The organism is Pseudomonas sp. TE12508 (assembly GCF_056279485.1).
In genome coordinates this window covers 91102-104313 of sequence record NZ_JBWCCN010000020.1, presented here as the reverse complement: position 1 = coordinate 104313, position 13212 = coordinate 91102, and the positions used below count along the sequence as shown (strand labels likewise).

Below are 13212 nucleotides of genomic sequence, written 5' to 3'. Positions count from 1 at the left end.
AAGCTCTAACCCCTCAATACAGAGCGGCATTATCCAACAGTGGCCGGAACGAACCTAGAAGAGAATCCTCAGGCCGGTATCGACTGTGCTCGAGCGGCCGCTTCGGTGAACTCCTTGAGCCAGCGCAGCACATCGACCGCTTCCCAGCGCCCCGGATCATAAAGCGCATACAACAACCCCTGATAGCCCACGACATCCAGCTGCCGGTGGTAGCCCGCACGCTGGAACAAGGCTTCGATTTCGGCGAAACAGGTATTGAAATGCAATTTGTTGAAGGGTGTTTTCCCCTCCGTGACCAGACCATCCAAACGCAGTTCGAGGACAGCCTCGCGCACCACGTCCGCCGACATCCGGTTCACGCTGTTCTTCAATTGCTCGACATTGACCAAGGTTCATCCCTCTGACGTCCGGGATCGCCTGCGTAAACCCGAAACCGGGGAAAGCATGGCAGGCAATCGGAGTAACTGTATGAACATACAGTAACCGAATAACCTGTCTTTGGCCAAGGGATGAAACGAGGATCGCGACAGGTGGGGCGCATCGCCAGCAGCGTCAGGGTTCGCGCAGGAACGCCACCACTTCATCGGCACCGAACGGCCAGCCCAACTCAGCGCCGGTATCGACCCGTCGCAACACCGGAATACGCAGACTGTAAGCTTCGAACCAGGTTTCATCGTCAGCGATATCCACCAGCTCCACCAACAGACCACGCTCGACAAACTCCATCAGCATGGCTTCGGCGACTTCACAAAGATGGCAACCAACGGTGCCGAACAACTGACATTCAGGAGGCATGACGACAAGACCCATCGAAGTAAGCGCTCATTCTAGGCCCGCGATCAAAAGCAGTCGAGCCGATGCCCTATCTGTCTGAGCAATGGCATTTCAAGAGATTTCGGCAAACTCCTGACGCACATCATTCGCCTTAACGGCCATTTGCGCGATGCTCGCATCTTTTTTACTTCTACGCTTGAGTAGCCAGATCCCTCACCGGAGATTTTTGTGTTCGCCAATCTGTTGATCATCTTCACCGCCTCTTTGGTAGTGATTGCACTGTTCCAGCGCCTGCGCTTGCCTCCGGTGCTGGGTTACCTGTGCGTAGGGCTGATGATCGGACCGACCGCGTTCAACTGGGTGAATGAAAGCGAAGAGTTGCCCGACCTTGCCGAGTTGGGCGTGGTGTTCCTGCTGTTTTCTCTCGGGCTTGAATTTTCCCTGTCGAAAATGCTCGCCCTGCGCCAAGTGGTGTTTGGCCTGGGCAGCCTGCAAGTGCTGGTTTCCGGGGTCGCGCTGGGGGTGTTGCTGATGCTGTTCGGCATGCCAACCACGCCTGCACTGTTACTCGGTGCCGGTTTGGCGCTGTCGTCCACTGCCATTGTCAGCAAGGAGTTAAGCAGCCTCGGTGAGCTTTTCAGCCGCCACGGCCAGAATGCCATCGCCGTGCTGTTGTTCCAGGACGTGGTCGCTGTTTTGCTACTGACTCTGGTCCCGGTGTTCGCCGGTAATAGCGACCAGGTTTGGTATTGGGCTCTGCCATTGACGCTGGGCAAGACGATCGTGCTGTTCGTCGGTCTGCTGCTGGTCAGTCGCTGGTTTTTGCCACGGCTGTTTCATGAAGTCGCCGCGTCCCGGTCCGCCGAGCTGTTCGTGCTGTTGGCGCTGGTGATCGTTCTGCTGACGGCCTGGCTGACTCACCTGCTCGGCCTCTCCCCAGCCCTGGGCGCCTTTCTCGCCGGCATGCTACTGGGGGAAAGCCACTACCGACATCAGATCGAGGCGGACATCCGTCCGTTTCGCGACATTCTGCTCGGGGTATTCTTCGTCAGCATCGGCATGTTGATCGACTTGCGCTTGTTTGCCAGCCACGGCTTGCTGATTCTCGGACTGACGCTGGGATTACTGCTGATCAAAGGCACCGTGGTCGCGCTGCTGGTCAAATGGCGCGGCAGCGATGTCGAAACCGCCTGGCGCAGCGGCCTGGCCTTGGCTCAAGGGGGTGAATTCTGTTTTGCCCTGATGACGCAAATGCAGCAGAACAAACTGATGCCCGCCGACTTCGGTGGCCTGCTGCTAGCCGCCACGTTCTGCTCGATGCTGGTGACGCCTTTACTGCTGCGCGCCGCTCCCCACATCGCCACACGCCTGCACCACAAGCCCAACGAAGAAGCCGAACTCGAAAAAATCAGCGCACTCAACGCTGGCTTGCACAATCACGTGGTGATCTGTGGGTATGGCCGCGTAGGTCAGTCCATCGGGCGCGTCCTGCGTAATGTAGATCAACCGTACATTGCGCTGGATACCGACCCGGTGCGGGTTCAGGAAGCAGCCGTCAATGAAAACTGCGTCCATTACGGCGATTCACGTCGCGGCGAACTGCTGGTGGCGATAGGGCTGGAACGCGCCAGACTATTGGTGATCGCCGTGGATCAGACGGACATCGCACTGTTGATACTCAAGGAGGCACGCCGGTTCAACCCGAGTGTGTCGATCCTGGTGCGCACACGGGACGACAGTCAGTTGGCAGAGTTGAAGGCGGCCGGTGCCAGCGAAGTCGTACCCGAGTTGCTGGAGTCGAGCCTGATGCTCGTCTCCCACGCGCTGATCATGCTGGGCATACCCGGCCAGCAGGTGCGAGACCGGGTCGACCAGGTACGGCGTGACCGCTATCGCCTGCTGCACGGCTTTTACCCCGGTGCCGACGATGAGGAACGCTGATTCAATCCTGGCTCACGGCACCGATCTTGTGCACCGACAAGTCCGCGCCGTAATACTCCTCTTCCTGGCTCAGGCGCAGACCATGGAACGCCTTGATTACGCCATACACCGCAAAACCGCCGGCAAGCGCCACGATCACACCCAGAGAAGTGCCGATCAACTGACTGATCAGGCTCACGCCCCCCAAACCACCCAAGGCGGTTTGACCAAAGATGCCGCAAGCGATCCCGCCCCAGACACCACACAGCCCATGCAGAGGCCAGACGCCCAGCACATCATCGATATGCCATTTGCCTTGGGCGGCGGTAAAGCACCAGACAAACAGTGCCCCGGCGATGGCACCGGTCACCAACGCGCCCACCGGGTGCATCAGATCCGATCCGGCGCAGATCGCCACCAGTCCGGCCAATGGGCCGTTATGCAGGAAGCCCGGGTCATTGCGCCCGACGATCAACGCCGCCACGGTGCCGCCGACCATCGCCATCAACGAATTCACCGCGACCAGCCCGCTGACCCCTTGCAGTGTTTGAGCGCTCATTACGTTGAAGCCGAACCAGCCAACGATCAGAATCCAGGAACCCAACGCCAGAAAGGGAATGCTCGACGGTGCGAATGCCACCAGTCGTCCATCGCGATAACGACCTTGCCTTGGGCCGAGCAACAACACCGCCGCGAGTGCCAGCCAGCCACCCATGGCGTGAACCACCACAGAGCCTGCGAAGTCATGGAAACTGGCACCGAAGCGTTCCAGCAACCAGGCTTGCAAACCAAAGTTGCCATTCCAGATCATGCCTTCGAAGAAGGGATAGATGAACGCCACGATCAGCGCCGTCGCACACAACTGCGGGACGAACCGGGCGCGCTCGGCGATGCCTCCCGAAATGATTGCCGGTATCGCCGCAGCAAAGGTCAACAGAAAGAAAAACTTCACCAGCCCATAGCCATGATCGGCGGTGATCACCGCCGCCGGCTGCATGAAAGTGACTCCGTAGGAAATCCAATAGCCTATAAAGAAGTAGGCCAGGGTCGAAATGGCGAAGTCGCTGAGGATCTTCGACAAAGCGTTGACCTGGTTTTTTTGTCGAACCGTACCCACCTCGAGAAAGGCGAAACCGGCGTGCATGGCCAGGACCATGACCGCACCGATAAGGATGAACAACGTGTTGGAGCTATGGACCAGACTGTCCACAGCACTTTGCAGATTTTCCATGGATTGGCAGACCTGAAGGCTGAAAAAAAGCACCAAAGCAGTTCGCGCAGAAGGCTGACGCACCAAGTTGCAGCCGATCCAGACTGAAGCGCTGATCCGGATGAACCGCTTTGGCGCACAAGAACGGAACCTTTGCGCGAGTTTTGATTATTTGAGTTAAGGTTTTCCTGAAATCATGCCCAGCAACAGCGCAACGACGCAGGCTGACGCACCACGACATAGCAAAAGTTGTACCAGTCATTTGTACTGAACCTTCACGCAAGGCTCATACTCGAACGCTTCAGTAGCCACTCACGGAGATCACCAATGGCACGCACCACAGCAAAGACTGCTCAAGAAGTTTTGATGGAAGATTTTCAGACACTGGTCACCGACACTGAAAGGTTGCTGGAACACACCAAATCCCTGGCTGGCGATCAAGCCGATGAGTTGCGCCAGCAGATCCATGACAGTCTGCTGCGCGCGCGGGAAACCCTGAAATTGACCGAAGACTCTGTGCGCGAGCGAGGCAAAGCCGCTGTCACCGCCACGGAAGATTACGTCCAGGCCAACCCATGGCAATCGATCGGGATCGCGGCTGGCGTGGGGTTCCTGATCGGCCTGCTGGCCACTCGGCGCTAATATGGCGATCGGCGAATCCGACCCGTCCGCGACGGGCACCGGCTCATCCCCGCGGCGCCTCGGTGCCGCGTTTCTTGGACTGCTGCACAGTCATGTCGAACTGTTTGGCATTGAATTGCAGGAACAAAAAGCACGCACGGTAAGCCTGTTGTTGTTTGCAGGCCTGACGCTGGTCTTTGCCTTGTTATTGCTGGTGGGCTTGTCGACGCTGGTGTTGATCCTGTTTTGGGACACCTATCGCCTGGCAGCAATCATCGGGCTCTGTGTGTTCTATACCCTCGCCGCGTTGTTCTGTGCGATGCGCTTGAGAGCAGCGATTTTCGATGAATCCTCGCCCTTCCACGGCACTCTGGAAGAGTTGGCCAATGATCGGGAGCGTCTGTTGCCATGAGCCTGTCTGAACTTCCCCGCAACAGCTCGCGCACGGAAATGCGCAAGGCGCTGATTCGCCTGCGCATGGAAATGCATCGCCAGGAAATTCGCCACGAATCCCAACAGCTGCTGCATCCCTTGCAACGGGTGCGTGGCATGACGCAAAACCTGCAAGACGGTCTCGGCATCAAACACGCCCCGCTCTGGGGCATCGCGGCCGTGATCGGGTTGGGCTTTCTGACCGGCAAGGGTGCCAAGGGTGGCGGTATCGGCAGCCTGACTCGGCTGGCTCGCCTGGGCGTCACGCTGGGGCCACTGATCAAGCTGATCATGCAGAACTCTTCGCGCAAACACTAATCAGTCCTGTTTGGCTGCATTCTTGCAACACCACCAGGATTAACCTCTTTATTGAGAGGTTAATCCTGCGTGCCTGCTTGGTGTCCAGGGTTACCCAGAACAAAACCTTACTAAGGAGGCCTCGTGATCGACGGGCAACCGCTCGCCTGCTTTCAGCCGTTCATCGATACCGCCACGGGCCGCATCGCTGGCGTCGAAGCGCTGGGTCGACTGCGTCAGGCCGACGGTCAACTGACCTCGGTAGGACCGCTGTTCGCCGACCCGCGAACCCCCGCCATCGCCCTGCGTCGTCTTGATCGCCAGATTCGCGATGATGCGCTGAGCCGTCTGCATGAAGCGCCCCCGGACTGGTTTCTCAGCCTCAACATATCGCCCCGCTGGATCAGTCGCTTGCACCGGGACCAGGCACTGCCAAGCCTCAAGCAGCTGAGCAGGCATGGCGTCGACGCGCAACGAATCGTCTTTGAGATCACCGAACTGGGCGGTGACAGCCAGCGTCTTGCCGAAGTCGTGGCCCGTTACCGACAAGCCGGGGCGCGGATCGCCATTGATGATTTCGGTGCCGGTTACTCTCAGCTCGATCGCGTGCTGGCCCTGCAACCGGACATTCTCAAGCTCGACATGCGATTGTTCCAGGCCGCCGCATTGGGAGGCCCCAGCAGCGAGGTGGTGAAGGCACTGGCGCAAATGGCGGAGAAAACCGGTTGCTGGATTATCGCTGAGGGCGTGGAAACCGAAGCTCAACTGCATTTTGCCCTGGAGTGTGGTTCACGCTACGTACAGGGCTTTCTGTTCGCCCGTGCACAAGCTGATTTCTTCGCCACAGATGCCTTTGTCGAGCGCTTCGCGCAACTGCGTCAGCGCTATGTTCAGCAAAAACTGGCTGAGCGCGCTCGCCTGATGATCATGCGCCAGCAACTCAGCGAACTGATGACCATCCTGCAAGCCTGGGCTCAAGCCAGCGCGCCCCTCAGCACCTTGCCGCAACTGGAAGCGTTTCCCTGGTTGTTGCGCTTTTATCAATGCGACCGCCACGGCACGCAGCTGACCCCCAACCTGGAATGGCGCAACAACGGCTGGGAAGCCGATAACCGCTACCTGGGCCATAACTGGTCATGGCGCCCCTACTTTTATCACTTGCTGGCCGAGGGTTGGGATGAGCGCCGGCTGACGCTTTCCAACACCTACCGCGATGCCACCAGCAATCAGTACTGCCTCACCGCCGGGCAATTCTTCGATAACGGCGAGCGACTGCTGCTCATCGATATCGATGCCGCGGGGCTTTAGGGTCTGTTGACGTATGGTGGCGAACCGCGTTGCTGTGCCAACTTGTGCGAGGCAAGTGGGCCGCCGTCGCGGTCGTCACCATACGTCAACAGACCCTGGTTCCTCTTGCAGGTATCGGCGCGAACCGGGAAGCTAGGGGATCAGTCACCTGACGGAGAAACCAGCCTTGGATTGGCAAACCCTGCTCACCCGCGAACGCCTCGGAAAGCCTGTGCACAGCCCGGAAGAACTCGGCCGCAGCCCTTTCCATAAAGACCACGACCGCATCATTTTCTCGGGCGCATTTCGCCGTCTCGGGCGCAAGACCCAGGTCCATCCGGTCTCCAGCAACGATCACATCCACACGCGCCTGACCCACTCGCTGGAGGTCAGCTGCGTCGGCCGTTCGCTGGGCATGCGTGTCGGTGAAACCATCCGTAGCGCCCTGCCCGACTGGTGCGAACCGAGCGATCTGGGCATGGTGGTGCAATCGGCTTGCCTGGCCCATGACATCGGTAATCCGCCCTTCGGTCATTCCGGTGAAGACGCGATCCGCCACTGGTTCCAGCAGGCCGCCGGCCGTGGCTGGCTGGATGCGATGAGCGAAGCCGAACGCAACGACTTCCTCAATTTCGAAGGCAATGCCCAAGGTTTCCGGGTACTTACCCAGCTTGAATACCACCAGTTCGAAGGGGGGACCCGGCTGACCTACGCCACGCTGGGCACCTACCTCAAATACCCGTGGACTGCCCGGCACGCCGACTCACTGGGCTACAAGAAGCACAAGTTCGGCTGTTATCAGAGCGAACTGCCACTGTTGGAACAGATCGCTCACAAGCTCGGTCTGCCCCAACTGGACGAACAACGCTGGGCGCGCCATCCGCTGGTGTACCTGATGGAGGCCGCCGACGACATCTGCTACGCGCTGATCGATCTGGAAGATGGCCTGGAGATGGACCTGTTGGAGTACGCCGAAGTCGAGTCCCTGCTGCTGGACCTGGTGGGCGACGATCTCCCGGAAACCTACCGCCAGCTCGGCCCGCAAGATTCGCGTCGGCGCAAACTGGCGATCCTGCGGGGCAAAGCCATCGAACACCTGACCAACGCAGCAGCCCGGGCGTTCGTCGAGCAACAGGACGCGCTGCTGGCCGGCACGCTGGCTGGCGACCTGGTGGAACACATGCACGGCCCCGCCAAACGTTGCGTCTTGAATGCCAAGGACATGGCGCGCAAAAAAATCTTCCAGGACAAGCGCAAGACACTCCACGAAATAGGCGCCTACACCACCCTGGAAATCCTGCTCAACGCCTTTTGCGGCGCAGCGCTGGAGCAACACAACGGCCGTACGCCATCCTTCAAGCACCGCCGCATACTCGACCTGTTGGGCAACAATGCACCCGATCCTCACGGCCCTTTACACACCTCCTTCTTGCGCATGATTGATTTCATCGCCGGCATGACCGACAGCTATGCCGGTGAAATGGCGCTGGAAATGACCGGGCGTTCAAGCCACCGATAAAAACGTATCGATCAGCCTGTCAGAGAGCTCTGAGCGGCTGATCGAATTCTCGACATTCATCTGTATTTCAACGTCGACAGAATCGCCCTACACCTTGTGCGGAGCGGACTGATCGATTGTTCGGCCATCTCGCGAAATAATCTCACTCCCTTTGCTCGACAGATGACTCATGAAAGCTCCTATGTTCAAACATGATTGGCGCATCTTGCTGGTGGAAGATCATCCCTTTCAGCTACGGGCGACTCAGTACCTGCTCGAGAGTTTTGGCTTCACCCAACTGACCGCCACTGACAGTGCCAGAGGCGCCTTGCAACAAATGCTCAAGGCTGCACAACCGTTCGACATTCTTCTGTGCGACCAATGCCTGCCCGACCTTGCAGGCCTTGATTTGATCGAATACGCCAGTCACCGGGGGATGATCAGGCAGGCAATACTTCTGAGCAGCCTGACATCCGTCGAACTGGACAAACTTAAAGTAATGGCCTACGACCATGGATTACCCTTGCTCGGTTACTTGATCAAACCATTGAAACAATCAGACTTCAGAAACTTATTGACCTTGGCCTCCGTATAAAAACACAAAAACCCAAACACACTAAAACAATGAACAACGTATAGATTCAGACCTCTAGCTCAATGCTTTCAATCGCTTGACTAGTCCTACCAAACTTTCGCCTTTCCTCATGCAAAACCTAGTTGATACGTAGTCCCATTCTTCTTCAGTTGTAGGACTTTTCCTATATTGCCGCTATAGCTCCCTCAGTTCATGCGGCCCCATAACTATCTGAGCTAAGGTGCGCGCATTATTTGTGCACGTATGGGAATTGATTATGAACTCCGTTTTTATTGTCGACGATCACCCTGTCATCCGCCTTGCGGTTCGAATGCTGCTGGAACATGAAGGTTACAAAGTCGTCGGCGAAACTGACAATGGGGTCGATGCAATGCAGATGGTTCGCGAATGCATGCCTGACCTGATCATCCTCGACATCAGCATTCCCAAACTGGATGGGCTGGAAGTTCTTTCCCGCTTCAATGCCATGAGCACACCGTTAAAAACACTGGTATTAACTGCACAATGCCCGACACTTTTCGGTATTCGCTGCATGCAGTCCGGTGCATCGGGCTATGTATGCAAACAGGAAGACCTCAGTGAACTGATGAGTGCGATCAAAGCAGTTTTATCTGGTTACAACTACTTCCCCAGTCAAGCGTTGAACCCTGTTCGTCGTGACGACGTGCGCTGGGCCGACCTGGAATTGTTCAAATCCGTTAATGATCGAGAACTGATGGTATTACAACTTTTCGCCCAGGGCCGTACAAACAAAGAAATTGCCAAGGGCATGTTTCTCAGCAACAAGACGGTCAGCACTTATAAAAAACGACTGATGCAGAAACTCAAGGCCAAATCCCTGGTTGAACTCATCGATATGGCAAAACGTAACGCGTTAGTGTGAGAAACAGGATGCCCAGCCGTTTCAAGGATTGTCTGATACTCATGGCCGCGGGTTTATGCCTGAGCACTTCAGTACTCGCGGCTCAGACAGCCAGCGAACACTACACCCTGCTCAGTCGTTCAACGGCCGGGCACATGGAAGTCCAGCTGGATACCTCACAACGACAATGGGTCAAAGACAAACGTGAATTGATCCTGGGTACATCGGCCCCGGATTATCCTCCTTTCGACCTGACCCTCAGCGGCCACGACTATGAAGGTTTCACCGCCGATTACGCAGGCATCCTCGGCAAGGCCATAGGGTTGCCGGTCAAGGTTCAGCGCTTCGCCTCCCGAGGGGCCGCGATCGAGGCGCTGGAAAAAGGCCAGGTCGACATGCTTGGCACCGCCAATGGGTTCGAGGCCGACAATGCCGACATTGCCCTATCCACGCCTTATGCGGTGGATCAACCTGTACTGGTGACACGAGAAGGAGAAACCAGATCGCTGACCGATGGACTTGCCGGCATGCGGCTCAGCATGGTGTATCACTATCTGCCTCTGGACGAAGTCAGGGCGCTGTATCCGAAGGCAATCATCACCTCTTACCCGTCCTACCAGAATGCAATCAATGCGGTTGCCTTCGACCAGGCCGACGTTTTTCTCGGCGACACCATTTCAACCCACTACATGATCAACAAGGGGTATTTGAACAACATCCGCATGGCCAACTTCGGTAAACACGAAGCCCATGGTTTCAGCTTTGCCGTGCAGAAGGACAATCCGGATCTGCTCGCTATCATCAACGCAGTACTCAAGGCCATCCCCACCAGCGAGCGAGAAAACATTGCCAAACGCTGGAGTGCCGGCAGCGACATTCTTCTCACCGATCACAAGCTGCAACTCAGCCACCGTGAAGAGCGCTGGCTGGCACAACATCCAGTCGTGCGCGTCGTGGTCAATGAAGCGTTTGCGCCACTGACGTTTTTCGACAGCGACGGCAACTTTCGGGGCGTCACGGCTGATCTGCTCGAGCTGATCAGATTGCGCACCGGTTTGCGTTTCGACATCCAGCGCAGCCGAAGCGATGACGAGATGATCGAGCAAATCGCCAACCATCAGGCCGACCTGATCGCCGCCCTGCTCCCCAGCGTTCAACGTGAAACGACGTTGAGCTTCAGCCGTCCCTATCTGGAAAACTCCTTTGTGCTGCTGACGCGCAAAGCGGCCGACAGCCCGACAAACCTCACGCAATTGCAGGACAAACGCCTGGCCATCGCCCAAGGCAACCCACTGGTGGATTACCTGCGCAGCGAGTTTCCGCGAATCAACCTGGTTGAGACCCCGGACACGTTCAGTGCCGTTGAGTTGCTCGCCGAGGGCCAGGCAGAAGGTGCGGTGAACTCACTGGTGACCGCCAACTACTTCATTTCATCGCGGATCTTCGAACAGACACTTCAGATCAGCACCACCATCGGTACCCGACAGGCAGCGTTTTCCCTGGCGACCGGGCGCGACGCCAAGGAACTGAATGCCATCCTCGACAAGGCGCTGCTGAGCATCGCCCCCGAAGAGCTGGGCATCATCAACAACCGCTGGCGCGGCTATTCAGCAGTCTCGCAAAGTACCTGGCGCAACTATCATCGCGTGTTCTATCAGATCGTTATAGGCGCCGGCGTGTTGCTGCTGATATCCGTTGCCTGGAACGCCTATATGAGGCGCCAGATCAAACAGCGGCAGGCGGCCGAGCGCGCATTGAACGATCAACTGGAATTCATGCGATCGCTGGTCAATGGCACGCCTCATCCCATTTACGTGCGTGATCGCCAGGGATTGCTGCAAAGCTGCAACGACAGTTATCTGGAAACCTTCTGCGCGAAACGCGAAGACATCATCGGTAAAGGTGTCATACAGGGCACCCTCGGCAACCTCTTCGAAGCACGGGAATATCAGGCGGACTACCAGCGCGTCATGGCCGAGGGAACGCCGCTGATTCTCGACCGTCCGTTGCACATCGAAGACCGCAAGCTGACGATCTATCACTGGATTCTTCCCTATCGCGACTCGAGCGGTGACGTGCAGGGCATCATTGGCGGCTGGATCGACATCAGCGAACGCCGGCAACTGTTCGATGAACTACGGGCCGCGAAGGAACAAGCCGATGCTGCCAACCGAGCTAAAAGCACCTTTCTGGCGACCATGAGCCATGAGATCCGCACGCCCATGAATGCAATCATCGGCATGCTCGAACTGACGCTCAAACGTATCGATCACAGTCATCCGGATCGCCCCGCCATTGACGTCGCGTACCACTCGGCGAAAGACCTGCTGGAACTGATCGGGGACATTCTTGATATTGCGCGCATCGAATCCGGGCGTCTGAACCTGAGCCCGGAGCGCGTCAATCTGGCTGAAACCGTAGCCTCGGTGGTGCGGATTTTCGATGGGCTGGCCCGGCAGAAAAATCTCGGACTGCAACTGGAGTTCAGCCCTGCCAAACCGACCACCGATGTCGTATTGGACCCGATGCGCTTCAAGCAGGTGCTGTCCAATCTGATCAGCAATGCCATCAAGTTCACGCAACAGGGCCAGGTCAGGATCAGCGTCGAGTTGCAGTCGACCGACGAGCCCGACCGGGTCCAGTTGCAGCTACTGGTGGAAGACAGTGGCGCAGGAATCAGCGAGCAGGATCAACAGCGGTTGTTCGAGCCTTTCGTCCAGGCCGATAACTCCGGCCAGTTAGCCAGAGGCGGTGCGGGGCTGGGCCTGGTGATCAGTCGCAATCTGTGCGAAATGATGGGCGGCAGCCTGCAATTGAACAGTCAGTCGGGAGTCGGCACGAAGGTCCGCATTTCGCTGAACCTGGCCACCCTGCCGACGGAACGGATGCCGGAATCTGTCGAGCCGCAAATCCAGCCAAGCACTACCCCCTTGAACGTGCTGGTGGTCGATGATCATCCGGCCAATCGCTTGCTCATGTGTCAGCAACTGGAGTTTCTGGGGCATCGGTTCAACGTCGCAGCGGATGGCGAGGCGGGGTTCGAAGCCTGGAAGAGTCAGCCATTCGACCTGGTGATTGCCGATTGCAACATGCCGATCATGAATGGATATGAGCTGGCCAGGGCCATTCGCCAACATGAACAGCACCTGCAACGCCCTCCCTGTACCGTTCTGGGTTTCACCGCCAACGCACAGCCGGAGGAAAGACAACGCTGCAAACTGGCCGGGATGGACGATTGCCTGTTCAAACCTCTCAGCCTGACGGCCTTGAGCCAGAGGGTCGAAGGCATCACGCCGACGGTCCGCGCACCGGCCTTCAGTCTGGAGGGGCTGCACCTGTTGACCGGTGGCAACCCGACACTGAACCAGCGATTGTTGACCGAACTGCTGAACAGCACCCGCCTGGACCGCAAAGCGCTGCTGGCGTTATCCGAGTCAAAGGACCGGCAATCACTCCTCGACATTGCCCACAAAATCAAGGGCGCGGCCCGAATCGTCCAGGCCTGCCGACTGATCGACAGCTGCGAGGCGCTCGAACAGGCCTGCAATAACAGACTCCACCACGATGAAGTGGCCGATTGCAGCAAGGCCATGGAGCGCGCCATGCTCGAACTGGAGCAATCATTGCAACAACAGATGGCACGCCATGACAAAAGCACAATGAAGGAGCATTAACTATGCTTGGGGGCTGAGCAGTGTGTTAATCATCATGGAGAA

12 protein-coding genes are annotated in these 13212 nt (G+C 57.4%); 9 read left to right on the top strand and 3 right to left on the bottom strand.

The features are described 5' to 3' along the window. Positions 1–68 precede the first annotated feature (68 nt). Both ACZ9IM_RS25280 and ACZ9IM_RS25275 read right to left on the bottom strand, forming a co-directional pair. Positions 69–389 carry a hypothetical protein gene (locus ACZ9IM_RS25280; RefSeq protein ID WP_008075636.1) on the bottom strand — a complete coding sequence of 107 codons (321 nt, stop codon included), beginning with the start codon at positions 387–389 and terminating at the stop codon, positions 69–71. A 163-nt stretch (positions 390–552) separates the two neighbouring features. Next, the gene (locus ACZ9IM_RS25275; protein ID WP_032835369.1) at positions 553–795 is read right to left on the bottom strand and encodes a glutaredoxin family protein; all 243 of its coding nucleotides are present in this window, start codon (positions 793–795) and stop codon (positions 553–555) included. A 207-nt stretch (positions 796–1002) separates the two neighbouring features. Here ACZ9IM_RS25275 and ACZ9IM_RS25270 point away from each other — a divergent pair, with 207 nt between their 5' ends. Beyond that, positions 1003–2715, top strand: a complete 1713-nt coding sequence (locus ACZ9IM_RS25270) for a cation:proton antiporter (RefSeq protein ID WP_476225271.1) — start codon at positions 1003–1005, stop codon at positions 2713–2715. Between the two features lies 1 nt (position 2716). On the opposite strand, the gene ACZ9IM_RS25265 is transcribed toward ACZ9IM_RS25270, so the two are convergent. Then, complete coding sequence (locus tag ACZ9IM_RS25265) at positions 2717–3925, bottom strand: ammonium transporter (RefSeq protein WP_476225270.1); 1209 nt, start codon at positions 3923–3925, stop codon at positions 2717–2719. 306 nt (positions 3926–4231) lie between these two features. Between ACZ9IM_RS25265 and ACZ9IM_RS25260 the strand changes: the two genes are divergently transcribed. From ACZ9IM_RS25260 to ACZ9IM_RS25225, 8 genes are all read left to right on the top strand, one after another. Beyond that, the gene (locus ACZ9IM_RS25260) at positions 4232–4546 is read left to right on the top strand and encodes an ElaB/YgaM/YqjD family protein (RefSeq protein WP_427624314.1); all 315 of its coding nucleotides are present in this window, start codon (positions 4232–4234) and stop codon (positions 4544–4546) included. Position 4547: 1 nt separating this feature from the next. Then, positions 4548–4937, top strand: coding sequence for a phage holin family protein (locus ACZ9IM_RS25255; RefSeq protein ID WP_367372439.1), 390 nt, complete (start codon positions 4548–4550; stop codon positions 4935–4937). Further along, entirely contained in the window at positions 4934–5275 is a 342-nt protein-coding gene (locus tag ACZ9IM_RS25250) for a hypothetical protein (RefSeq protein ID WP_218397486.1), read from the top strand. Before ACZ9IM_RS25255 ends, ACZ9IM_RS25250 begins: the two co-directional genes overlap by 4 nt. A gap of 123 nt (positions 5276–5398) precedes the next feature. Continuing rightward, entirely contained in the window at positions 5399–6562 is a 1164-nt protein-coding gene (locus ACZ9IM_RS25245; protein WP_476225268.1) for an EAL domain-containing protein, read from the top strand. A 166-nt stretch (positions 6563–6728) separates the two neighbouring features. Next, positions 6729–8060 carry a deoxyguanosinetriphosphate triphosphohydrolase gene (locus ACZ9IM_RS25240; protein WP_008075647.1) on the top strand — a complete coding sequence of 444 codons (1332 nt, stop codon included), beginning with the start codon at positions 6729–6731 and terminating at the stop codon, positions 8058–8060. A 169-nt stretch (positions 8061–8229) separates the two neighbouring features. Further along, on the top strand, positions 8230–8634 hold the full coding sequence (locus ACZ9IM_RS25235) for a response regulator (protein ID WP_427624310.1): 405 nt from the start codon (positions 8230–8232) through the stop codon (positions 8632–8634). Between the two features lie 256 nt (positions 8635–8890). Further along, entirely contained in the window at positions 8891–9517 is a 627-nt protein-coding gene (locus ACZ9IM_RS25230) for a response regulator transcription factor (protein WP_095634681.1), read from the top strand. Between the two features lie 8 nt (positions 9518–9525). Further along, the gene (locus tag ACZ9IM_RS25225; RefSeq protein ID WP_476225265.1) at positions 9526–13170 is read left to right on the top strand and encodes a transporter substrate-binding domain-containing protein; all 3645 of its coding nucleotides are present in this window, start codon (positions 9526–9528) and stop codon (positions 13168–13170) included. Positions 13171–13212: the final 42 nt, after the last annotated feature.